The organism is Variovorax boronicumulans (assembly GCF_029892485.1).
Taxonomy (GTDB): Bacteria; Pseudomonadota; Gammaproteobacteria; order Burkholderiales; family Burkholderiaceae_C; genus Variovorax; species Variovorax boronicumulans_B.
Window position 1 is genome coordinate 262,059 of sequence record NZ_JARXVG010000002.1, and the last position, 21,388, is coordinate 283,446.

Genomic DNA, 21,388 nt, shown 5'->3' on the forward strand with positions numbered 1-21,388 from the left:
CCACGCCCCTCGACGGCAACCTGACCGGGGACCGAAGTCCCCGGAGAAGATCACATCTTCGGCAGCATCTGCCCGCGGATCTCGCCACCCGGGTTGGCGGCGGTGTGGATGTTCGCGTACCACTTGCCCGCCACCAGATCGGCGGCCTGTGCCGGCGTGAGCGTGGCCTGGCCTTCGATCGGGCTGGCCGCATTGGCGAACGGCAGCACCACGCCGGCATTTGCACCAGCGGCGGCAGGACCGTGGAAATGCGCCGCGGTGGCCGGGCCGCTGAGGCCCGTGTAGGTGATCTTGTACTTGAGGACGTTGGTGTCCCGGTTGAGCCAGGCTTCGGCCATGCCGCTGCCGCGCGTCATGTTGGGCGGGACTTCGCTGGCCGCGTTCATCGCGCCGCTGAAGCTGGCGGTGTTCGACTTGGACATCATCCCGCAGCCGACCAAGGCCGCACTGGCCACGCCGGTGATGAGGGCTGCGCGCAAAAAGGTGCCGTATCTGGTCATGAGCTTGTCTCCTGAAGTTGTGAAGCCTCCACAGCATAGGCAGCGCCCGAGCCCGGCCGTGTCGGCCACCGCCCCGACTTTGCGGGCCCGCAGTAGAGTGAAAGAGAATGCAACGATGACCTCCCAAGCCCTCCCCGCCCCTCGCGAAGTGGTCGATTTCTGGCGCGAAGCCGGTCCATCGCGCTGGTTCGCCAAGAGCGACGCATTCGACAGCGAATTTCTCTCGCGCTTCTCGCAAGCCCACCATGCCGCAGCCCGTGGCGAACTCGCCCACTGGACGCAGGATGCCGAAGGCACGCTGGCCCTTCTGATACTGCTCGACCAGTTGCCGCGCAACGCCTGGCGCAACAGCCCGCACATGCTCGCCACCGACGGCCTGGCGCTGGCCGTGGCGAAGAAGGCACTCGATGCGGGCTTCGACCAGCAGTTCGAAAAGGAATTGCGCCCCTTCTTCTACCTGCCCTTCATGCACTCCGAGGTGCTGGCAGAACAGGAGCGCTCGGTCGAACTCAATGCGGCTCTCGACGACAACACGCAGCGCTTCGCCGTGCTGCACCGGGACATCATTGCGCGCTTCGGCCGATTTCCGCACCGCAACCGGATGCTGGGGCGCAGCACCACCGCGGAAGAACAGAAGTTTCTCGACGGCGGCGGCTTCGCCGGCTGACGTTCGCCAGCAGCGTCGTTTCAGGCGTCGTTCTGCGCCAGGGGCACGTCGCGCGTCGGCGAAGGGTTCGCATCGGGCAGGCCGGCCTTTTCCTTGTCCTTCATCGAGCCGTAGGTGCGCGCATAGACCCAGGTGAACTCGGCGCCCAGCAAAAAGATCTGCGCCGAGTAGTACACCCACACCAGCACCACCACCAGCGAGCCCGCGGCACCATACCCCGAGGCCACGCTGCTCTTGCCGATGTAGAGGCCGATCAGGTGCTTGCCCACAGTGAAGAGCAGCGCCGTCACGGCCGCGCCCACCCACACGTCGCGCCATTGCACTTTCGCACGCGGCATGATCTTGTAGATCATCGCGAAGATCACCGTCACCATCGCGAAGCTGAAGACGAAGTTCACCACCTGCGCCAGGCTCTCCCACGCGCCGAACACCGGCGACCACCACTTGCCCAGCGCCGCCAGCGCCGCGCTGGCCACCAGCGACACCATGAGCAAAAAGCCGATGCCCATGATCATGCTGAACGACAGCAGCCGCACCCGCAGCAGGTTGAAGATGCCCGAGCTCTTGGCGCGGGCCGGCGCACGCCAGATGCGGTCGAGCGCATCCTGCAGTTCGCCGAAGACCGTGGTCGCGCCGACCACCAGCAGGCCGATGCCGACCACCGTGGCCACGATGCCCTCGGTCGGCTTGTTCACCGCCTGCAGCATGCCCTGCACCGCCGCCGCGCCCTGCGCGCCCATCAGGCCCGAGAGCTGCGCGAAGATCTCGCCGCGCGCGGCCTCCTGGCCGAAGACCAGGCCCGCCACCGCGATCACGATCAGCAGCAGCGGCGCGATGGAAAACACCGTGTAGTACGCGAGCGCCGCACCCATGCTGGGTGCGTAGTCGTTCGACCATGACGCGAAGGCCCGTTTGCAGAGATCGAGGAGCGCGCGGAGTTGCATGAGCATGGAGTGTCCCTGTTGAATCGGCCGGGGTCATGTCGGCGCGATGCCCGGCAGCTTGCAGGCCTGCCTACGATAATCGCATCCACATGCACCCGCCCCTCTCCGATGCGGCAGCGCCGCAAGACGCCTCGCAAGCCGCGCCTCAGCCCCAGTCGCCACGCGACCTTTTTGTTTCATTCACCTGGCTCGCGCTGCAGGGCTTCGGCGGCGTCCTCGCCATCGTCCAGCGCGAGATGGTCGAGAAGAAGAAGTGGCTCACGCCCGAGCAGTTCCTCGAAGACTGGGCCGTGGCCCAGGTAATGCCCGGCCCCAACGTGATCAACCTCGCCCTGATGATCGGCGACCGCTACTTCGGCCTGCGCGGCGCCCTCGCCGCCGTGGCGGGCATGTTGACCATTCCCCTCGTCGTGATCCTCGCGCTGGCCGTGCTCTATGCGCACTACGCCGGCAACCCGCAGGTGGCGGCAGCGCTAAGGGGCATGGGGGCGGTGTCGGGCGGGCTGATCGCCGCCACGGGCATCAAGCTGATTCCGCAGTTGCGCAAGCACCCGCTGGGCTTTCCGGTTTGCCTCGCCTTCATGGCGCTGGTGTTCGCGGCGATCGCGGTGTTCAAGGTGCCGCTCGGCTGGGTGCTGCTGGTGGTCGGCGGCGTGGCCTGCATCTGGACCTGGCGAAAGATCTCCCCATGAGCGCGCGCCGGGCCGCCCCAAGCAAGCTCGCACCGCAGCCGAAGGCGGAGGTTTTGGAATGACCATCGCGATGCAATGGCACGACTGGCTCGCCCTCTTCGGCCAGTACCTGCTGCTCTCGCTGCTGTCGATCAGCGGCGCCATCACCACGGTGCCCGACATGCACCGCTACCTCGTCACCCAGCACGCCTGGCTCACCGATGCGCAGTTCAGCTCCTCGGTCGCCATCGCCCAGGCGGCGCCCGGGCCCAACGTGCTGTTCGTCGCGCTGATGGGCTGGAACGTCGGGCTCAACGCGGGCGGCGGCATCGGCGCCGGGCCGATGGCCTGGCTGCTCGGCTTCTTCGGGCTGATGGTGACCATGGTCGGCATCATGGTGCCCAGCACCACCCTCACCTACTTCGCCACCCGCTGGGGCCATCGCAACCGCACCCGCCGCGAGGTGCGCGCCTTCAAGCAGGGCATGGCACCGGTGGTGGTGGGCCTCCTGATCGCCACCGGCTGGGTGCTGGCCGCGGGTAACCATGCCGGCAACGCGCCTGCCTGGCACCTGTGGCTGCTGACCGGCGCGGCCGCGCTTATCGTCTGGCGCACGCGCATCCATCTGCTCTGGCTGCTGGGCGCCGGCGCGCTGCTCGGCGTCCTGGGCTTCGTCTGATCCTTCCCATTTTTTTGTTCTTCTTCAGGAAACTTCTTCATGTCGCAACTTCGCCCGCTCGGCCGCTCCGGCCTCCTGGTTTCGCCGCTCGCCTTCGGTTGCAACGTGTTCGGCTGGACGGTCGACGAGGCCACGTCATTCAAGCTGCTCGACGCCTGGCTGGACGCGGGCTTCAACTTCGTGGACACGGCCGACGTCTACTCGGCCTGGGTGCCGGGCCACACCGGCGGCGAGTCGGAAACCATCATCGGCAAGTGGCTCAAGCAGAGCGGCAAGCGCAACCGCGTGGTGCTGGCCACCAAGGTCGGCAAGCCGATGGGCGAAGGCAAGGTGGGCCTGGCCCCCAAGTACATCCGCGAGGCGGTCGAGGCCTCGCTCAAGCGCCTGCAGACGGACTACATCGACCTCTACCAGTCGCATGACGACGACGCCAACACGCCGCTCGAAGAATCGCTCGGCGCCTTCGATGCGCTCATCAAGGAAGGCAAGGTGCGCGCCATCGGCGCCTCCAACTACACGGCGCCGCGGCTGGCCGAGGCGCTGGACGTGTCTGAGCGCTTGGGGCTTGCGCGCTACGAGAGCCTGCAGCCGCTCTACAACCTGTACGACCGCGCGGTGTTCGAGGACGAACTGGAGCCGCTGTGCGTCAAGCGCGAAGTGGGCGTCATCAACTTCTACGCGCTCGCGGCCGGCTTCCTCACCGGCAAGTACCGCACGGAGGCCGACGCGGCCAAGAGCGCGCGCGGCGCCAACACGACGAAGAAGTACCTCAACGAGCGCGGCCTGCGCATCCTCGACGCGCTCGACAAGGTGGCGCAGCAGTACAACGCCAAGCCCGGCCAGGTCGCCATCGCATGGCAGATCGCACGGCCGGGCGTGACGGCGCCTATTGCCAGCGCCACCTCGATCGCGCAACTCGAGGAACTGGTAGTGGCCACGCAGCTGAAGCTCGACGCGGGCACCATCGAGATGCTCGACCGCGCGAGCGCCGAGACGGCCGCCGTCTGAGCCGTGTTTCAACGATGAGCAACGTCTTCGATTCAATCGCCGCGCCCGCGCTCGACCACTTCGCCGACCTGCGCGTCGAGGTGGGCGTGCCGCAGGTGCTGGGCCAAGGCGCGCGCGGACTGCGGCGCGTGGTGCCGATCACAGGCGGCGAGGCGTCGGGCCACGGCTGGCGCGCACGCGTGCTGCCGGGCGGCAGCGATTTCCAGCTGATCGTGACCGACACGCTCTCCGAACTCGATGCGCGCTACGGCCTGGAGACCGATGCGGGCGACCTGATCTACGTGCAGAACCATGCGGTGCGCTCGGCCGCACCAGAGGTGATGGCCAGGCTGCTGCGCGGCGAGCCGGTCGATCCGGCAGAGGTCTACTTCCGCTGCAATCCGCGCTTCGAGACGTCCTCTGCCGCACTGCGGTGGATCAACGAGCGCATGTTCGTCGGTGCCGGCGTCAGGCGCCCGGCCGAAGTCGTGATGCGCTTCTTCGCACTCGTTTAGCCGTCGACCGGGTTCAGCGGCGTCGCAAGAATCCGCTGGTAGAACGCCACGTCGAGCCAGCGGCCGAACTTGAAGCCGGCCTGCCGCACCGTGCCTGAATGCTCGAAGCCCAGCTTCTCGTGCAGGCGGATGCTGCCCGCATTGGCGGCATCGATGGCGCCGACCATCACGTGCACGTCGCGCGCGATCGCCTCGGCAATGATCGCCTCCATGAGCGTGCGGCCCAGCCCCGCGCCGCGATGGCCGGCCTCGACATACACCGAGTGCTCGACCGTGTACTTGTAGGCGGGAAAGGCGCGAAAGGCGCCGTAGCTCGCAAAGCCGAGCAGCTTGCCGCTGTCGTCTTCCGCACCGATCACCGGGAACCCGTTGGCGCGCTTGGTGGCGAACCACGCGACCATGTTCTCGGGCGTGCGCGGCTTGTAGTCGTACAGGGCGGTGGAAGTGACGATGGCGTGGTTGAGGATGGCGAGGATGGCGCTGGAATGGGCTTCCTCGGTGCAGGTGATGAGGCGCATGGTGTTTCTCTCGTTCAATATAGGAGAATATTAATCTCATATGAGAAACACATCAGCACCCTCGGGCGAGCCCGCCGGCAACATCGACGCACTCATCGCCACCCGGCTGCTGGCGCTGCGGCAGGCCAAGGGGCTCAGCCTGGCCGAATTGGCCGGGCTGTCGGGTGTGAGCAAGGCCATGATCTCGAAGGTGGAGCGCGCGCAGAGCAGCCCTACCGCCGTGCTTCTGGGCCGGCTGGCCGCAGGCCTCGGCGTGTCGCTGGCGCAGCTCCTCACCGAAGAAAAGGAAGGCCCCCAAAGGCTGCGCACGAAGGCGATGCAGGAAGTCTGGCGCGACCCCGAGGCGGGCTACCTGCGCCGCCAGGTCGCCGAGCGCGGTGCAGGCAACGGCGTGGAACTGGTCGAGGTCGAGCTGCCGCGTTCGGCGCAGGTCGGCTATCCGCGATGGAGCGGCAAGCCCTATCGCCAATGCCTCTGGATGCTCGAAGGCGCACTGCGGGTGGACTACGGCGACGACCGCTTCGAGCTGGCGCCAGGAGATTGCCTGGATTTCGGCGTGGACCGGCCGCTGGTCTTCAAGGCGCTGGGGCGCACGGCCTGTCGCTACCTGCTGGTCGCCTGTCCGGACTAGGGCCCCTTCACCCTCACCCCTCGAGAATCTCCCGGACCTTCCTGGCCAGCGCCTCCAGCGTGTACGGCTTGCCGATCATCTCGACCCCGGCGTCGAGCACGCCGTTGCGCCCCACGGCGTTGCGCGGGTAGCCGGTGGTGAACAGGATCTTTACCGCAGGCCAGCGTCGGCGCACTTCCTCTGCGAGCTTGGCGCCGTTGACCTCGGGCATCACGACATCGGTAAAGAGGAGCGCGATCCCGGGATGAGCTTCCAGCTGGCGCAGGGCCGCTGCGGCGCCATCCGCGTGGAGAACGCGATAGCCCAGTTCCGTGAACGCGTCGATGCTGAACTGGCGCACGGCTGGCTCGTCCTCCACCACCAGTACCACTTCCTGGCGCTCGCCGAGCGGCACTTCGCCGGCGCGCTGCACGCGGGCCTCGTCCTCCGCGGCGCCGGCAAACCGCGGCAGGTAGACCTTGACCGTGGTGCCGCGACCGACTTCGGAAAAGATCTTCACGTGGCCGCCCGTCTGCTTGACGAAGCCGTACACCTGGCTCAGGCCGAGGCCGGTGCCTTTGCCGACCCCCTTGGTGGTGAAGAAAGGATCGAAGGCCTTGGCAATGACCTCTTCGTTCATGCCGACGCCGGTGTCGGTCACGGCGATCATCACGTACTGTCCCAAAGGCACGCCCAGGCGGGAATCGGGGTCATGGCCGTCGAGGTGAGCGTTATGGGTTGCGATGGTCATGCGCCCGCCGTCGGCCATGGCGTCGCGCGCGTTCACCGCAAGGTTGAGGATCACGTTCTCGAGCTGGTTCGGGTCTGCGTGGGTGCACCACAGCGCGCCGTCGAGCACGGTTTCCAGCAGCACGTCGGCGCCCAGCGCGCGGCGCAGCAGGTCGCACATCCCCGCCACCAGCTTGTTCGCGTCGATCGGCTCGGGGCGCAGCGGCTGCTGGCGCGAGAAGGCAAGCAGCCGCTGGGTCAGCACGGCGGCGCGCCGGGCGCCGTCCATGGCGGCTTCCGTGTATCGCTGGGCGCGTGGATCGGCATCGCCCACGCGGCGCTTGAGCAGCTCGAGCGAGCCCATGATCACGGCCAGCATGTTGTTGAAATCGTGCGCGATGCCGCCTGTGAGCTGGCCGACGGCCTCCATTTTCTGGGACTGGTGCAGCCGCTCGTGCGCCAGTTCGAGCTCGGCGGTGCGGGCCTTCACGCGCTCCTCGAGTTGCGTGTTCGCCTGATGCACCGCATCGAACAGCCGCGCGTTGTCGATGGCGATGGCCGTCTGCGCAGCCAGGCCGGTCATCACGCGTTCCGAGCGTTCGGTGAACATGCCCGGCCGCACATGACCAAAGAACAGCCCGCCGATGACTTCGCCGGAACGCGACACCACGGGCACCGCCAGATAGCTGCGCACCGGCAGATGCCCCTTGGGCATTCCCTTGTTGGGGGGATTCTGTCCGTAGCGCGGGTCCTCGAGGATGTCGGGCGAGCGGATCACGCCTTCACCGCGGAACGTGGGTGCGAAGACGGACGTGGCGCGAGGAAGGCCGAGTTTCTCGAAGGCACCCCGGTCAGCACCCGAGAGCGAATAGAGCGTGTAGCGTTCGCCGGCCTCGTCCACGACGTTGTAGAAGAAGGCGCCGAAGCTCGCGCCCGTGAGTTCCACGCCCGCGTCGACCACGCGTTGCACAAGCTTCTCGAGGTCGAGCTCGGCGGCGATCTGCGCGCCGATACCGTTGAGGGTCTCCAGCGCTTGTGTTTCCATGGCGAGTCGGTCGCGGCTGTCGCGGAGCCGCGTTTCCACGCGCGCGCGTTCAGCCGCGTCCCAGGTGCGTTCCGCAGTGAGGCAGGCCAGATCGATGTCGTTCGGCGACCAGGCACGCGGCGACGGCTCGTGCAGATAGAAAATCGCGCGCAATCCACCACTGCGCAGCAACGGCACCACGACGAGCGCGCGCGTATCGATGCTTTCCCAGGTGTCGGCATCGCCGTCGCCAGCACGTGCATCGGTTCGGAAATCTTCAATCACGAGCGTGCGACCGGCCTTCAGCTCGGCGATCACCCCGGGGCCGAAGCCATCGAGCAGGCGCGACTCTCCGGCCAGGCTCGGCATGCTGCCGGCACACCAGTCGCGCGCGACGGTGACTGTCTGCCGTGCGGCATCGACCTCGGCATACCCTGCACGCCCCACGCCCAGGTGACGGCCCAGGAGTTCCGCGGCGGCACTGGCCACGGCGACGGGGTCGATAAGGTCGCGCACGGTGTCGCTCAGCGTCAACAGGAAGCGCTCGCGCTCCTGGAGCGCCTTTCGCTCGGTCGTCTCCACGACGATCGCCAACACCCCGGCAGGACGGCCGCTTTCGTCGAGGACCGGGGAGTAGTCGAGGTCCATCCATGCCGGCTCCGGCTTTCCGTGACGGTGCAGGACAAGTTCCTGGTCCTTGAAGCTCAGCGTGCCACCGGCCAAGCCGGTTTTCATGACATGGTCGTTGAAGTCCGCCACTTCGGGCCACCCTTCGCGCACCTTGGAGCCCAGCAGTTTCGGATGGCGTTCGCCCGCGAACTTCGAATAGGCATCGTTGTAGATCATGAAGCCGGCCTCGCCCCACAGCATCACGATCGGCACCGGCGAGCGCAATAGCAGGCTGGTCGCGGTCCTGAGGCTCTGAGGCCAACTGTCGATCGGTCCCAGCGACGTCTGTTGCCAGGGAAAAGCTTGCACCAGCCGGCCCAGCTCTCCGCCGCCCTCGAGAAATGCTGGATGCACCTCCTGCCCCCCGGCGCTGGATCGCCCTGCGTTGCCGGAACCAACCATCATCGCCTGCTCCTTTTATAGCCAAGCCGCAGTCCGCCGCCTGACCGTGCGGGGATGCAAGGAATATAGCCTCGTGCAAGCCATCGGCGCTCGACGTGCCTGAGCCTGGAGTGGCTTTGCGGACATGACAAAGCAGGGCGGAAGCAAGACACATGGCGAATGTGCGGCTCACGACATGACAGGCAGCAAAAAGCCCCTGCAGTCTTGCAACTGCAGGGGCTCTTGTTTGGCGGAACCGGAGGGATTCGAACCCTCGATGAGGCTCTACACCCCATACTCCCTTAGCAGGGGAGCACCTTCGGCCACTCGGTCACAGTTCCTGAAAGAAGCCGAGATTATGCCACCGTCAGACAGCCGGTTGGTCCAGATCGAAGGCTTTATGCAGCGCCCGGACGGCCAATTCCATATATTTTTCGTCGATCACGACCGAGGTCTTGATCTCGCTGGTCGAAATCATCTGGATGTTGATGCCCTCTTCGCTCAGCACTCGGAACATCTTGCTGGCCACGCCGACGTGGCTGCGCATGCCGATGCCCACGATGCTGACCTTGCAGATCTTGGTGTCGCCCACGATCTCGGTCGCGCCCAGCGAGGGCATGACCTTCGACTGCAGCAGGTCGATGGTCTTGGCGTATTCGTTGCGGTGAACCGTGAAGCTGAAGTCGGTCTTGCCGTCCTTGCTCAGGTTCTGGATGATCACGTCGACCTCGATGTTGGCGTCCGCCACGGCACCGAGGATGTGATACGCGATGCCCGGCTTGTCGGGCACTCCGAGCACCGAGATCTTGGCTTCGTCGCGGTTGAATGCGATGCCGGATACGACGGCTTGTTCCATGTTTTCGTCTTCCTCGAAAGTGATCAGCGTGCCGGACTTGGCCTCTTCATTGATGTCGATGTCCCATGCGGTGAAGCTCGAAAGCACACGCAGCGGCACCTTGTACTTGCCGGCGAATTCCACCGAGCGGATCTGCAGCACCTTGGAGCCGAGGCTCGCCATCTCGAGCATCTCTTCGAAGCTCACGGTGGTCAGGCGCCGCGCATCGGGTTCGACGCGCGGGTCGGTCGTGTACACGCCGTCCACGTCGGTGTAGATGAGGCACTCGTGCGCCTTCATCGCCGCCGCGATGGCCACCGCCGAGGTGTCGCTGCCGCCGCGGCCCAGCGTGGTGATGTTGCCCGCGTCGTCCACGCCCTGGAAGCCGGTGATGACCACCACCTTGCCGGCATTCAGGTCGGCCATCACGCGCAGGTCGTCGATGCTCTCGATGCGGGCCTTGGTGTGCGAGCTGTCGGTGCGCACCGGCACCTGCCAGCCCGCGTAGCTCACCGACTCCATGCCCTCGGCCTGCAGCGCAATGGCCAGCAGCGCGGACGAAGCCTGCTCGCCGGTCGATGCCAGCATGTCGAGTTCGCGGTTGTGGGCTTCGCCCGGTTTGCTCGGCGCCAGTTCCTTGGCGAGGCCGAGCAGGCGATTGGTCTCGCCGCTCATGGCACTCGGAACCACGATCATCTGGTGGCCGGCGCGCGCCCACTTGGCGACGCGCTTGGCGACGTTTCGGATGCGCTCGGTCGAGCCCATCGACGTACCGCCGTATTTGTGAACGATCAATGCCATGGGTGAAATCAGAGAAAAAGAAAGGGCCGCTGTCTAGGCGGCGCCCTGCAAGCTGTGGGAGCTAAGTCTTCGGCGAGGGCGGGGCATTGTACCAATGCAGCCTGTCCCCCCTCCGCTCGGCGAAACCGCCGGCCACTTTGAGGTGGATGCGGTGGCCGCGCGTGGTGCAGGCGCGGACCTGGTCGAGCAACTGGTCGAGCTGCGCGGCGCTGGGGGCGCAGCCGTGCGACTGCATCAGCCAGTGGCGCAGCACGTTGGCCTGGCGGGCTCGCGAAAGCGCCTGCAGCGCCTCGATGGCGGGTGGCTCCCCTACCGCTTCCAGGTCTTGTACCGCGAGTTCAGCCAGCAGTTGCTGCGCCTGCGCCGCATGGCTGGCGCTGCGAGCGAAAGTGGCGCGGAACTGCGGAAAGGCCTGCGCCAGCGCGGGCAGCAGCACCGCGCGAATCCGGTTGCGGGTGTAGCGGGCGTCGCCGTTGCTCGGGTCTTCGATCCAGGGAAGATCGCGCGTCGCGAGCCACTCGCGGATGTCGGCCGAAGGCACCGCAAGCAGCGGCCTGTAGAGGTCCAGGCCATTGCGCACAGCATGTGCAGGCATCGCCGCCAGCCCCGGAAGACCGGCACCGCGCGACAGCGCCAGCAAAAGGGTTTCGACCTGGTCGTCCGCGTGATGCCCAAGCGCGATGGATTGGATCGGAGGACGCCCCGCATCCATGCGCGCCATGACTGCAATAGCCTCGTAGCGAGCGCGCCGTGCCGTGTCTTCAGGACTGTCGCCCGGCGAATGGCGTGCATCGATCCGGTGAACGAGGAGCGGCACGCCGAGCAGCTCGCACACCTCGCCGCAATGCCTCTCGAAATCATCGGCCGCAGCCTGCAGCCCGTGATGCACATGAAAAGCCACCACTTGCCCCGGCCAGCGCGCGACGCATGCGGCCAGCAAGGCGGTGGAGTCCGCACCGCCACTGAAGCCCACCGCCAGCGGCCAGTGCGCCGGCTCGAACGCGGCGATGGCGCGTTCGAAGGCTTCGCTCATGGGGATCAGCGGCCGGTGTCGGCCTTGGTGTCGTTGAAACGGCCGTAGCTCTGCAGGCGCTCGTAGCGGCGGTCCAGCAGTTCCTTGGTCTTCAGGTCGCTGACCTGGCGGAACGCATCGTTGAGCGCTCGCTTCAAGAATGCGGCCATCTGGCGGTGGTCGCGATGCGCGCCGCCGACCGGCTCGTTCACGATCTTGTCGACCAGGCCCAGCGCCTTCAGGCGATGCGCCGTGATGCCGAGCGCATCGGCCGCTTCCTGCGCCTTTTCGCTGGTCTTCCAGAGAATGGAAGCGCAGCCTTCGGGGCTGATCACCGAATAGATCGAGTACTGCAGCATCACCAGCTGGTCGCCCACCGAGATGGCCAGCGCACCGCCGGAGCCCCCCTCGCCGATGATCGTGACGATGATCGGCACCTCGAGCTGCGCCATCTCGAAGATATTGCGGCCGATGGCTTCGGACTGGCCGCGCTCTTCGGCATCGATGCCGGGGTATGCGCCGGGCGTGTCCACGAAGGTGAACACCGGCAGTTTGAATTTTTCTGCCGTCTTCATGAGGCGCAGGGCCTTGCGGTAGCCCTCGGGCTTGCTCATGCCGAAGTTGCGCGCAGTGCGCTCCTTCGTGTCGCGGCCCTTCTGGTGGCCCAGCACCATGCACGGCACGCCGTTGAAGCGCGCGAGGCCGCCCACGATCGACAGGTCGTCCGAGAAATGCCGGTCGCCGTGCAGTTCGACGAAGTCGGTGAAGATTTCGTTGACGTAGTCCAACGTGTAAGGGCGCTCCGGATGCCGGGCGATCTTGGTGATCTGCCACGGCGTCAGGTCGCTGTAGATGTCCTTGGTGAGCTGCTGGCTTTTCTTGCCGAGCTGGTCGATTTCTTCCGAGATGTCGACCGCCGATTCGGTCTGTACATAGCGCAGTTCTTCAATCTTTGTTTCGAGTTCCGCAATGGGTTGCTCGAAATCGAGGAAGGTTCGTTTCGCCAACGTCTTCTCCTGTTTTATTTCAATACGCGACCGGCACGGGGTCCAGCGACCGCCAAATATACCAAGTCGCCACGCTGCAATAGGGTGCCCAGGCCACGGCGACGTCCCGGGCATCGCTGCGGCTGACCGGGTCGCCCGAAAAGTAGTTCACGCTGATGCCGTTGAGCAGCCCCACGTCGTCCACAGGCAGCACATTCGGCCGCATCAGGTGGAAGATGAGGAACATCTCGGCCGTCCAGCGGCCGATGCCGCGGATGGCCACGAGTTCTTCGATGATGAGTTCATCGGACATGTCCTTCCACGAATCGACGTGCACCACGCCCGAGTCGAAATGAAGGGCCAGGTCGACCAGGTACTCGATCTTGCGGGCCGAAAGCCCCGCCCCGCGCATGTCGTCGACCTTGAGCTTGAGCACATTCGCCGGCGTCAGCTTGCGCGGCAGCACCGCGAACTTGTCCCAAACGGTCTGCGCGGCCTTCACCGAGATCTGCTGGCCCACGACGCTGCGCGCCAGCGTGGTGAAGGCGTCGCCGCGCGATTCGAGACAGGCGGTGCCGAACTTCGGGATCAACCGCTTCATCACGCGGTCTTTTTTGGCCAGGTGTTTGCAGGCTTCCTCCCAATAGTCCGGCGTGTAGATCTGGACGGTCGGGTTTTTGGAAGCGGGCATGGGGTTGGTGGTTCCGTTCACTTCGCGACGGTCCATGTCGTGCCGGCGGGCGAATCCTTGAGCACGATGCCCTGGTCCAGCAACGCCTGCCGAAGCCGATCGGCCTCGGCGAAATTCTTCGCGGCCTTGGCAGCGGCACGCGCATCGATCTGCGCCTGGATCGCCGCATCGTCGAGCGTCGCGCCCGCGCGCAGGAAGCTCTTCGGATCGCTCTGCAGGATCTGCACGCAACCACCCAGCGCCTTCAGCAGCCCGGCCTGCGTGGCCGACTGCGTGCGGTTGACCTCGCCCGCCAGGTCGAACAGCACGGCCACGGCTTCGGGCGTGGCGAAGTCTTCGTCCATCGCGGCCTTGAAGCGCGCGGCGTACGGGTCGGTCCAGTCGATCTTCACCTCGGCCGGCGCCACCAGGTCGAGCGCCGTGTACAGGCGCTTGAGCGAATTGCGGGCGTCGTCCAGGTGCACGTCGCTGTAGTTGAGCGGCCGGCGGTAGTGCGCGCGCAGCACGAAGAAGCGGATGGTCTCGGCGTCGTACTTCTTGAGCACGTCGCGGATCAGGAAGAAGTTGCCCAGGCTCTTGGACATCTTCTCGTTGTCGGTCACGATGAAGCCGTTGTGCATCCAGTAGTTGGACAGCGGCTTGCCGTTGGCGCCTTCGCTCTGCGCGATTTCGTTCTCGTGGTGCGGGAACTGCAGGTCTTCGCCGCCGCCGTGGATGTCCAGCGTTTCGCCCAGCAGCGCGCAGGCCATGGCCGAGCACTCGATGTGCCAGCCCGGACGGCCGGCGCCGAATTCGCTCGCCCACTTGACCTCTTCGGGTTCGCTTGCCTTCGCACTCTTCCAGAGCACCGGATCGAGCGGATCGTCCTTGCCATCGAGCACGGCCACGCGTTCGCCTGCATGCAGCTCGTCGATCGACTTGCCGCTCAACTTGCCATAGCCGGGGAACTTGCGGATGGCGTAGTTCACGTCGCCGTTCTCGGCGCGATAGGCCAGGCCCTTCTTCTCGAGCGTGCCGATCATCGAGAGCATCTGCGGGATGTAGTCGGTGGCGCGCGGCTCATGCGTGGGGCGCTCGATGCCCAGCGCATCGGCGTCTTCGTGCAGCGCGTCGATCATGCGATCGGTCAGCGCGCGGATGCTCTCGCCGTTTTCCACCGCACGGCGAATGATCTTGTCGTCGATGTCGGTGATGTTGCGCACATAGTTCACTTCGAAGCCGCTGGCCTTGAGCCAGCGCTGCACCACGTCGAAGGCGATCATCGAGCGGGCATGGCCCAGGTGGCAATAGTCGTAGACCGTCATGCCGCAAACGTACATGCGCACCTTGCCAGGTTGCAATGGGGAGAATTCCTCCAATTCACGCGACAGCGTGTTGTAGATGCGCAGACTCATGAGATTCGGAAAGCGTCGCTTCGCGCACGTGCGGCACGGGCGAACGACGGGGTATTTCAGGGGTGACGGGGACAGTGGCCACGAGGGGTTGGACATGGCCCCTCGGCTACAATGCCACGCAGTATAAACGGCTGCCGTCAGGCTGCTGCCGCGTATCTCCCGGGTGTTCTCCAGGCCCGCATTTCCCAATCCTGCCGAGGCTTCATGAAGCACGCCGTGTTCTCAAAACTCTCCATCGCCTTCGCACTCCTGTTCAGCCTGTGGGGCTCCGCCGCGCATGCCAACGATTACGACGATGTGAACCTTCTGCTGCGCCAGGGCAAGCCGACCGAAGCACTGGCCAAGGCCGACACCTACATCGCCGGCAAGCCGCGCGATCCGCAGATGCGCTTTCTGCGCGGCGTGATCCTCACCGAGCAGAACAAGCAGGCCGAGGCCATCATCGCCTTCACCCAGCTCACGCAGGATTTCCCCGAGTTGCCCGAGCCCTACAACAACCTCGCGGCGCTCTACGCATCGCAGAGCAAGTTCGACCAGGCACGCGCCGCACTCGAATCGGCGATCAAGCTCAACCCCAACTACGCCACCGCGCACGAGAACCTCGGCGACGTGTACGCGCGCCTCGCGGCACAGGAATACGTGCGCGCGCAGCAGTTCGCCAGCACCAACGCCAGCGTGGCGCCCAAGCTCCTGCTGATCCGCCAGATCTTCTCGTCCAAGGCCGAGGCCGAAGCCGCGGCACTGCCGGCGGCGCCCGTGGTCATCCGCAAGCCGGTCGGCAAGTCCAGCAAGTAAATTGCCCGCTGGCACGGGCCCTCGCGGCATCAGCCTTCGCTGCGCAGCCCGCGTCCTTCACTCTTTGCAAACGGAGCATCCTCTTGACGATCCACGCCTTTCCCAGATCCGGCAGATTCAGCCGCCGCAATGCCTTCATCCTGGCAGCGGCCATCGGCTTCGCCGCCACCGGCTACGCACAGCAGGCCGCACCGCGCGTGAAGCTCGCCACCTCGGCCGGCGACATCGTGGTCGAGCTCGATGCGTCCAAGGCGCCCAAGTCGGTCGAGAACTTCCTGCAGTACGTCAAGGACAAGCACTACGACGGCACGGTGTTCCACCGCGTGATCGACGGCTTCATGATCCAGGGCGGCGGCTTCACCGCCGACATGAAGCAAAAGCCCACGCGCGCGCCGATTCCGCTCGAAGCGGACAACGGCCTGAAGAACGACAAGTACACGATCGCCATGGCCCGCACCGGCAACCCGAACTCGGCCACCTCGCAGTTCTTCATCAACGTGAAGAACAACGACTCGCTCAATGCGCCCAACCCCGACGGCTACGGCTACACGGTGTTCGGCAAGGTCGTGGCCGGCACCGACGTGGTCGACAAGATCCGCGCCGTGCAGACCGGCAACAAGGGCGGCATGCAGAACGTGCCCCTCGAGACCATCACCATCCAGTCCGCCACCCTGGCGAAGTAATCCCCCGGTTTTTTTCCCGAGTTTCCGAAGAAGGAGTCACCCTCATGAGCAACCCCCAAGTCGAACTGCACATCAAGAACTACGGCGTGATCACGCTCGAACTCGATGCCGAGAAGGCACCGAAGTCGGCCGAGAACTTCATCGCCTACGTGAAGAAGGGCCACTACGACAACACCGTGTTCCACCGCGTGATCCCCGGCTTCATGGTGCAAGGCGGCGGCTTCGAGCCCGGCATGAAGCAAAAGCCCACCGGCGCAGAAATCGAGAACGAGGCCAACAACGGCCTGAAGAACGCCAACTACACCGTCGCCATGGCCCGCACCAGCGCGCCGCACTCGGCCACCGCGCAGTTCTTCATCAACGTGGCCGACAACGGTTTCCTGAACCACACGGCACCCTCGGCCCAGGGCTGGGGCTATGCGGTGTTCGGCAAGGTCATCAACGGCACCGACGTGGTCGACAAGATCAAGGCCGTGAAGACGGGCCGCAAGGGCTTCCACGACGACGTGCCGCTCGAAGACGTGGTGATCGAAAAGGCCGTCGTCATTTCGGAATGACCGACAACAGGCACGGCGCGGCATGAGCAACGTGGCGAACCCGGCTTTCACCGAGCTGGTGGCGCCACCTGCATGGCGCACCGTCGACCTGATCTCCGACCTGCACCTGCAGGCCGGCGAGCCCGCCACCTTCGAGGCCTGGCGGGGCTACCTCGAGACCACGCCGGCCGATGCGCTGGTCATCCTTGGCGACCTGTTCGAGGTCTGGGTGGGCGACGATGCCGCCGCCTCTCCCGGCTTCGAGGCGCAATGCGCCGAACTGCTGCGCCGCACCGCCGAGCGCCTGCCGGTGTTCTTTATGCACGGCAACCGCGACTTTCTCGTCGGTCCCGCGCTCGCGGCGCAATGCGGTTTCACGCTGCTCGACGATCCGACGGTGCTGGTGCTGCATGGTCAGCGCTGGCTGCTGAGCCACGGCGACATCCTCTGCCTCGACGACACCGAGTACCTCAAGTTTCGCGCGCAGGTGCGCACGCCCGAATGGCAGGCCGCGTTCCTGGCGCGTCCGCTCGAGGAGCGTCGCGCGCTCGCGCGCGCGATGCGCACGCAAAGCGAAGACCGCAAGCGCAATCCCTCGACGATCTGGGCCGATGTAGACACCGACGCCGCGCGCCAATGGCTGCAGCAGACGAACGCGCACACGCTGGTGCACGGCCACACGCACCGCCCCGCCGAGCACGACCTGGGCCATGGCCTGCGCCGCATCGTGCTGAGCGACTGGGACGCCGCGGCCCATCCGCCCCGCGCGCAGCTGCTGTGCCTGTCCACAGCCGGCGCACAGCGCGTCGACCTGCGCTAGCGGCGCCCGAACCGCGGAACCGCCGATGTTCAAGTGGCTGCGCCGTCTGCGCGCCCTGCCCCCGATCCCCGATGCCGCCTGGCACGCCACGCTGGCGCGCTACACCTTCCTGGCCGATCGCCCCGCGGCAGACCTGGAGCGGCTGCGCGCGCTCACGGCCGAGTTCCTGCGCGACAAGGAATTCCACGGCACCCAGGGCTTCGTCATCACCGACGAGGTCGCGCTGTCTATCGCGGCGCAGGCGGTACTGCCCGTGTTGCACCTGAAGGGCCATCTCGACTGGTACGACGATTTCGTCGGCATCGTGGTGCACCCGTCCGAGGTGGTGGCGCGGCGCAAGGTCGTCGACGAGGCGCTGGTCGTGCACGAGTACGACGAGGTGGTCGCCGGCGAAGCCATGGACCGCGGCCCGGTCATGCTCAGCTGGCAGGACGTGCTCGCAAGCAGCGTCACCAGCGAAGGCGGCTACAACGTGGTGATCCACGAGTTCGCCCACAAGATCGACATGCGCGGCGGCGACGCCGATGGATGTCCGCCCTTGCCATCCGGCTTCGCGGACAAGCGCAGCGCCCGCGAATCGCGTGCCGCGTGGCTTGCCGTGCTGCAACCGGCCTACGACGATTTCCGCGAGAAAACCATCATGGCCGAGCGCTTCGGCGCCGAGCCACCGTGGCTCGACGACTATGGCGCGACCTCGATCAGCGAGTTCTTCGCAGTCGCCTGCGAGGCCTACTTCGTGAACCGACCGAACTTCGCCCGGGACTTCGCGGCGGTGACGGTTCTCTTCGATGAGTTCTTCTTGAGCAGGCAGGCCTGATCGGAAAAGAAAAAAGACGCCCCGCGGGCGTCTCTTTCCATGGCTGTCCAGCGCGCGCCTTACTTGCGCAGCAGCGCCTTCAACGCGTTCTGCAGGCGACGTGCGCTCGCAGCGTCGTGCGCCGCAGCCAGCACCTTGCCGGCATCCTGGCCCCAGGTCTGCACCGGCGCCGGATCACCCCGCTTGGTCAGCAGCTTGAGCTGCAAGGCGCGGCGCGCGTCGAGCTGCTCGGCCGGAGTCGGCACTTCGGCGGCCATTTCCAGGCGCAGCAGGGCTTCGGCGGCATCGTTGGCGGCGGCCGTCGGCGCGCTGCCGATGGCTTGCGACCAGTTCGTGCGCACGGCCGGCGTGACCGCGCGACCCAGTTCCTGCACGCTCGGCAAGCGTGCGGCATCGCGCTGCTCCCAGGCGCCGAGCACCTGCGTCAGCGCTTCGCCGTGGGCTTGCGCGGCGAGCTTGCGCAGCGCCATGTCCGCACGTTCGAGCGCCTCTCGCTGGGCGCGGAAAGCGGCATCGCCCAGGCGCGGGCCGCGGTCTTCGAAGCGCGGGGGACGGTCGCCGAAACGACCGGCCGGTGCACCGCGATCGCCACCGCGATCACCCCGTGCATCGGAGCGCGGACCGCCACGGTCGCCGGGACGACCCGGGCCACCGGGACCTGGCCGGCCACCGTCGCGGCGGTCGCCGAACTTGCCGCCGGCGCGGCCTGCGGGCGCCGCGTCCGTCTTCTTGCTGCTGGGACGGTCGTCCCCGCGCATGGCCACGACCGGCTTGGGCGCCGGCTTCGGCGCGGCGGCCGGTGCCGGGCTTTCGACAGCGGCGGCTTCGCCGGCGTCGTGGGCTGCGCCGTCGGCACGTGCGGAGGCATCGGCGCCATCGGCCGGTGCCACGAGATCGGGCGCATCAGCCCGCGCCGCTTCAGCAGGCGCGGCCGGCGATGCTTCCGCATCGCTCGGGCTCGGAGCCTGCTCGGCGCTTTCGGAGAATTCAGCGGCGGCCTGTCCGGGTGCCACGACTTCGGTCGCGCCGACCGACGGACCATCGTTGGTCACCACAGCCGGTTCGGCCTTGGGTGCGGGCGGCGGCGCTTCGCCGCGCAGCGCGCCTTCGAGGCGGGCGATGGCCGCGCGGATCTTCTGCACGTCGCCGCCGGCATTGGCCGCATCGAGCGCCTTGGAGGCCTCGAGCACATGGCGGTCGTGCTCGCTCATCGCGGACGATGCCTTTTCGCGCTCGGCGGTCTTGCGGTTGAAGGCTTCATCGATGGGCGCGCGGAATGCGTCCCACAGCTTCTGTTCGTGGCGGCGGTCGAGCGGCACGCTCTGCGCCTCGTGCTGCCAGCGCTGCTGCAGCGCCTTGACGGCGTCGATGCGCAGCATGGGCTGGCCGCCGAGCTCGGCGGCCTCGGCGATCATGGCCTGGCGGCGTTCGATGCTGGCCTTCTGCGCCGTCTCGAATGGTGCGCGCGCGGCGCCGAAGGCTTCGTTCCACTGCGGCTGCAGTTCGGCAAACACCTTCTCGCCCACGTGGCCGCCATCGCGCCAGCGGTCGGCGAACTGGTGCAGCGCGCGGTTGTGCGCCTTCAGGTCGGTGGCGCCGGCATGCTCGGCGGCCCAGGCCTTGACCTCTTCGATGAGCGCCACGCGGTGCGCGCGGTGCTCGGCCGCATCGGCACGCACCTTCTCGAGCCAGGCCTCGACCACCTTGTGGGCTTCGTTGCAGGCTTCGTCGAAGCGCTTCCACAGCGCATGGTTCGGCACGCCGCCCTGGTCGGCCTGCTTCCACTGATCGCGCAGCGCGCGCAGCGTTTCCTGCATCTTGCGCCCACCGAGGGCCTGGCCTTCAGGGCGCTTGAGCAGGCCTTCGGCCTTGGCGACGAGGTCTTCGCGGACCTTGTCGGCGCTCCAGCGCTGCCAGCCTTCGAGTTCGCCGGCCGCGACCAGCGCGGCATGCACGCGGGCTTCGAGCGGTGCTTCGACCAGCTTGCCGTGCTCCTTGAGCACCGCACGCAGCGCGGCAGCCGCACCGGCGCTGGCCTTGCCGTGGCCTTCGGCGGTTTCCTGTTCGAGCTTGGCGAGGGCGGCCTGCACCGCGTCTTGCGCGGCGGCGCGCACGGCCGGATCGATCTTGGGTGCGGGAGGCCGCGCGGGCGCTGCGGCCTTGGGCGCGAGCACCTCGCCGCGCGCGCTTCGCAGTTCGTCGGCCCACACGGGCACCGGCGGCAGCGGCGCTGCCGCATCGGCCGCGGCGGCGATGGCCTGTGCCAGCGCGCTGTGGAATGCATCGGACACGACCAGCAGTTGCGACTTCGACGCCTCGAGCTGCGGCGCGAACTTGGCGTCCAAGCTGTTCCAGTTGATGTCGGCGGTGATGTCGCCGGCCTGCTGCTGCCAGTGCGTGACGTCGTTGCGCAGCGACTCCTCGGCGGCCTGGGCGTCCTGCCAGCCCTTGGTGGAGAGCACTTCGAAACGCTGCGCCAGCAGCACGGCGGCTTCGCGGTGCACCTGGGCGCGGTGTTGCAGGTCTTCGATGCCCTTCACGCGTTCGGCCAGCCTGGCCTTGAGGCCGGCCAGCGGTTCGCGCGAGAGCGGCGCGCCGGCCTTGGCGGCATCGCGCTGCCAGGCGAGCGCGTCGGCGATGTTGAGCTTGGATTGGCCCAGCAGCGCCTCGGCCTTCTGCGCCCATTCGGCGGCCATGGCTTCCTGGCCCTTGGCGCGCTTGAGCTCATCGAGCTTCTCGCGCAGCAGGCGCGCCGCGCCCTTGTCGCGACCGCTCAGCTCCTTGAAGACTTCCTGCATTTGCTCGGACGCGGGGTTGCCCGCGAGCCAGTCGCGGATGCGCGCGGCGCGCTCGCCGGAGGTCGGCGCGGTGAAGGCGCCGCCGGTGAGCGTATCGAGGGCCTGAAGGTCGTGTGGCTTGGAAGAAGTAGAGGTCACTGCGCGAAATCGTTGTCTTGGTATGGAAAGCGAAGGCGCCGGCAAAGGCCGGCGCACATCGACATTTTCACCCACTTGCGGTGGACCGCCCAATTCCGTTGCGGAACGGCGGCCAATGCAGGTTGCGGGCTGGGAGATTGAAGGTGACTACATATATAGCAAGCCGATGGAAAAAACCAAGTGGCCGT

At 66.7% G+C, this 21,388-nt stretch carries 21 protein-coding genes and 1 tRNA gene; 11 read left to right on the plus strand and 11 right to left on the minus strand.

Annotated features, from left to right (window positions below; translation table 11 throughout):
• Positions 1-50 precede the first annotated feature (50 nt).
• Positions 51-500 carry a CHRD domain-containing protein gene (locus M2282_RS06405; RefSeq protein ID WP_013542080.1) on the minus strand — a complete coding sequence of 150 codons (450 nt, stop codon included), beginning with the start codon at positions 498-500 and terminating at the stop codon, positions 51-53.
• Between the two features lie 115 nt (positions 501-615).
• On the opposite strand from M2282_RS06405, the gene M2282_RS06410 reads away from it, so the two are divergent.
• Positions 616-1,167: a DUF924 family protein gene (locus M2282_RS06410; protein WP_280807938.1), complete on the plus strand. Its 552-nt coding sequence runs from the start codon at positions 616-618 to the stop codon at positions 1,165-1,167.
• A 20-nt stretch (positions 1,168-1,187) separates the two neighbouring features.
• Here the strand turns inward: M2282_RS06410 and M2282_RS06415 are convergent, their stop codons facing one another.
• Positions 1,188-2,117 (minus strand): YihY/virulence factor BrkB family protein, encoded by a 930-nt coding sequence (locus M2282_RS06415; RefSeq protein WP_280807939.1) that lies wholly within the window; start codon positions 2,115-2,117, stop codon positions 1,188-1,190.
• Positions 2,118-2,200: 83 nt separating this feature from the next.
• Here M2282_RS06415 and M2282_RS06420 point away from each other — a divergent pair, with 83 nt between their 5' ends.
• From M2282_RS06420 to M2282_RS06435, 4 genes are read left to right on the plus strand one after another with little or no spacing between them, the layout of a single operon-like run.
• Positions 2,201-2,803, plus strand: coding sequence for a chromate transporter (locus M2282_RS06420; RefSeq protein ID WP_280807940.1), 603 nt, complete (start codon positions 2,201-2,203; stop codon positions 2,801-2,803).
• 58 nt (positions 2,804-2,861) lie between these two features.
• Positions 2,862-3,461, plus strand: coding sequence for a chromate transporter (locus tag M2282_RS06425; RefSeq protein WP_280807941.1), 600 nt, complete (start codon positions 2,862-2,864; stop codon positions 3,459-3,461).
• A 39-nt stretch (positions 3,462-3,500) separates the two neighbouring features.
• Positions 3,501-4,469 carry an aldo/keto reductase gene (locus tag M2282_RS06430; RefSeq protein ID WP_280807942.1) on the plus strand — a complete coding sequence of 323 codons (969 nt, stop codon included), beginning with the start codon at positions 3,501-3,503 and terminating at the stop codon, positions 4,467-4,469.
• 14 nt (positions 4,470-4,483) lie between these two features.
• The gene (locus M2282_RS06435) at positions 4,484-4,963 is read left to right on the plus strand and encodes a DUF3237 domain-containing protein (RefSeq protein ID WP_280807943.1); all 480 of its coding nucleotides are present in this window, start codon (positions 4,484-4,486) and stop codon (positions 4,961-4,963) included.
• Here the strand turns inward: M2282_RS06435 and M2282_RS06440 are convergent.
• Positions 4,960-5,481, minus strand: a complete 522-nt coding sequence (locus M2282_RS06440) for a GNAT family N-acetyltransferase (RefSeq protein ID WP_280807944.1) — start codon at positions 5,479-5,481, stop codon at positions 4,960-4,962. The two genes, M2282_RS06435 and M2282_RS06440, sit on opposite strands and share 4 nt — an antisense overlap.
• A gap of 40 nt (positions 5,482-5,521) precedes the next feature.
• On the opposite strand from M2282_RS06440, the gene M2282_RS06445 reads away from it, so the two are divergent.
• Positions 5,522-6,112 (plus strand): helix-turn-helix domain-containing protein, encoded by a 591-nt coding sequence (locus M2282_RS06445; protein ID WP_280807945.1) that lies wholly within the window; start codon positions 5,522-5,524, stop codon positions 6,110-6,112.
• 13 nt (positions 6,113-6,125) lie between these two features.
• On the opposite strand, the gene M2282_RS06450 is transcribed toward M2282_RS06445, so the two are convergent.
• The 7 genes from M2282_RS06450 to cysS form a co-directional block, all read right to left on the minus strand.
• Positions 6,126-8,918 carry a GAF domain-containing protein gene (locus M2282_RS06450; protein WP_280807946.1) on the minus strand — a complete coding sequence of 931 codons (2,793 nt, stop codon included), beginning with the start codon at positions 8,916-8,918 and terminating at the stop codon, positions 6,126-6,128.
• Positions 8,919-9,142: 224 nt separating this feature from the next.
• Positions 9,143-9,235 (minus strand) — tRNA-Ser (locus M2282_RS06455).
• A gap of 26 nt (positions 9,236-9,261) precedes the next feature.
• Positions 9,262-10,530, minus strand: coding sequence for an aspartate kinase (locus tag M2282_RS06460; RefSeq protein ID WP_280807947.1), 1,269 nt, complete (start codon positions 10,528-10,530; stop codon positions 9,262-9,264).
• Between the two features lie 61 nt (positions 10,531-10,591).
• Positions 10,592-11,563 carry a tRNA lysidine(34) synthetase TilS gene (gene tilS / locus M2282_RS06465; protein WP_280807948.1) on the minus strand — a complete coding sequence of 324 codons (972 nt, stop codon included), beginning with the start codon at positions 11,561-11,563 and terminating at the stop codon, positions 10,592-10,594.
• A 5-nt stretch (positions 11,564-11,568) separates the two neighbouring features.
• Complete coding sequence (locus tag M2282_RS06470; RefSeq protein ID WP_280807949.1) at positions 11,569-12,549, minus strand: acetyl-CoA carboxylase carboxyltransferase subunit alpha; 981 nt, start codon at positions 12,547-12,549, stop codon at positions 11,569-11,571.
• 19 nt (positions 12,550-12,568) lie between these two features.
• Positions 12,569-13,219 (minus strand): DNA-3-methyladenine glycosylase family protein, encoded by a 651-nt coding sequence (locus tag M2282_RS06475; RefSeq protein ID WP_280807950.1) that lies wholly within the window; start codon positions 13,217-13,219, stop codon positions 12,569-12,571.
• 17 nt (positions 13,220-13,236) lie between these two features.
• Positions 13,237-14,613 carry a cysteine--tRNA ligase gene (gene cysS / locus M2282_RS06480; RefSeq protein WP_280807951.1) on the minus strand — a complete coding sequence of 459 codons (1,377 nt, stop codon included), beginning with the start codon at positions 14,611-14,613 and terminating at the stop codon, positions 13,237-13,239.
• A 204-nt stretch (positions 14,614-14,817) separates the two neighbouring features.
• On the opposite strand from cysS, the gene M2282_RS06485 reads away from it, so the two are divergent.
• From M2282_RS06485 to M2282_RS06505, 5 genes are all read left to right on the plus strand, one after another.
• Positions 14,818-15,408 (plus strand): tetratricopeptide repeat protein, encoded by a 591-nt coding sequence (locus tag M2282_RS06485; protein ID WP_280807952.1) that lies wholly within the window; start codon positions 14,818-14,820, stop codon positions 15,406-15,408.
• 83 nt (positions 15,409-15,491) lie between these two features.
• Entirely contained in the window at positions 15,492-16,091 is a 600-nt protein-coding gene (locus M2282_RS06490) for a peptidylprolyl isomerase (protein WP_432422871.1), read from the plus strand.
• A gap of 44 nt (positions 16,092-16,135) precedes the next feature.
• A complete protein-coding gene (locus M2282_RS06495; RefSeq protein WP_176657993.1) occupies positions 16,136-16,648 on the plus strand; it encodes a peptidylprolyl isomerase in 513 nt (170 codons plus the stop codon).
• Between the two features lie 22 nt (positions 16,649-16,670).
• Entirely contained in the window at positions 16,671-17,447 is a 777-nt protein-coding gene (locus tag M2282_RS06500; RefSeq protein WP_280807955.1) for a UDP-2,3-diacylglucosamine diphosphatase, read from the plus strand.
• A 25-nt stretch (positions 17,448-17,472) separates the two neighbouring features.
• Positions 17,473-18,264, plus strand: a complete 792-nt coding sequence (locus M2282_RS06505; protein WP_280807956.1) for a zinc-dependent peptidase — start codon at positions 17,473-17,475, stop codon at positions 18,262-18,264.
• Between the two features lie 59 nt (positions 18,265-18,323).
• On the opposite strand, the gene M2282_RS06510 is transcribed toward M2282_RS06505, so the two are convergent.
• Positions 18,324-21,200: a DUF349 domain-containing protein gene (locus tag M2282_RS06510; RefSeq protein ID WP_280807957.1), complete on the minus strand. Its 2,877-nt coding sequence runs from the start codon at positions 21,198-21,200 to the stop codon at positions 18,324-18,326.
• Positions 21,201-21,388 lie beyond the last annotated feature (188 nt).

Excerpts from the sequence above, each read along its gene's own strand:
- M2282_RS06405 (WP_013542080.1), bottom strand. The coding sequence starts at position 500 with ATGACCAGATACGGCACCTTTTTGCGCGCAGCCCTCATCACCGGCGTG.
- M2282_RS06410 (WP_280807938.1), top strand. The coding sequence starts at position 616 with ATGACCTCCCAAGCCCTCCCCGCCCCTCGCGAAGTGGTCGATTTCTGG.
- M2282_RS06415 (WP_280807939.1), bottom strand. The coding sequence starts at position 2,117 with ATGCTCATGCAACTCCGCGCGCTCCTCGATCTCTGCAAACGGGCCTTC.
- M2282_RS06420 (WP_280807940.1), top strand. The coding sequence starts at position 2,201 with ATGCACCCGCCCCTCTCCGATGCGGCAGCGCCGCAAGACGCCTCGCAA.
- M2282_RS06425 (WP_280807941.1), top strand. The coding sequence starts at position 2,862 with ATGACCATCGCGATGCAATGGCACGACTGGCTCGCCCTCTTCGGCCAG.
- M2282_RS06430 (WP_280807942.1), top strand. The coding sequence starts at position 3,501 with ATGTCGCAACTTCGCCCGCTCGGCCGCTCCGGCCTCCTGGTTTCGCCG.
- M2282_RS06435 (WP_280807943.1), top strand. The coding sequence starts at position 4,484 with ATGAGCAACGTCTTCGATTCAATCGCCGCGCCCGCGCTCGACCACTTC.
- M2282_RS06440 (WP_280807944.1), bottom strand. The coding sequence starts at position 5,481 with ATGCGCCTCATCACCTGCACCGAGGAAGCCCATTCCAGCGCCATCCTC.
- M2282_RS06445 (WP_280807945.1), top strand. The coding sequence starts at position 5,522 with ATGAGAAACACATCAGCACCCTCGGGCGAGCCCGCCGGCAACATCGAC.
- M2282_RS06450 (WP_280807946.1), bottom strand. The coding sequence starts at position 8,918 with ATGATGGTTGGTTCCGGCAACGCAGGGCGATCCAGCGCCGGGGGGCAG.
- M2282_RS06460 (WP_280807947.1), bottom strand. The coding sequence starts at position 10,530 with ATGGCATTGATCGTTCACAAATACGGCGGTACGTCGATGGGCTCGACC.
- tilS (WP_280807948.1), bottom strand. The coding sequence starts at position 11,563 with ATGAGCGAAGCCTTCGAACGCGCCATCGCCGCGTTCGAGCCGGCGCAC.
- M2282_RS06475 (WP_280807950.1), bottom strand. The coding sequence starts at position 13,219 with ATGCCCGCTTCCAAAAACCCGACCGTCCAGATCTACACGCCGGACTAT.
- cysS (WP_280807951.1), bottom strand. The coding sequence starts at position 14,613 with ATGAGTCTGCGCATCTACAACACGCTGTCGCGTGAATTGGAGGAATTC.
- M2282_RS06485 (WP_280807952.1), top strand. The coding sequence starts at position 14,818 with ATGAAGCACGCCGTGTTCTCAAAACTCTCCATCGCCTTCGCACTCCTG.
- M2282_RS06495 (WP_176657993.1), top strand. The coding sequence starts at position 16,136 with ATGAGCAACCCCCAAGTCGAACTGCACATCAAGAACTACGGCGTGATC.
- M2282_RS06500 (WP_280807955.1), top strand. The coding sequence starts at position 16,671 with ATGAGCAACGTGGCGAACCCGGCTTTCACCGAGCTGGTGGCGCCACCT.
- M2282_RS06505 (WP_280807956.1), top strand. The coding sequence starts at position 17,473 with ATGTTCAAGTGGCTGCGCCGTCTGCGCGCCCTGCCCCCGATCCCCGAT.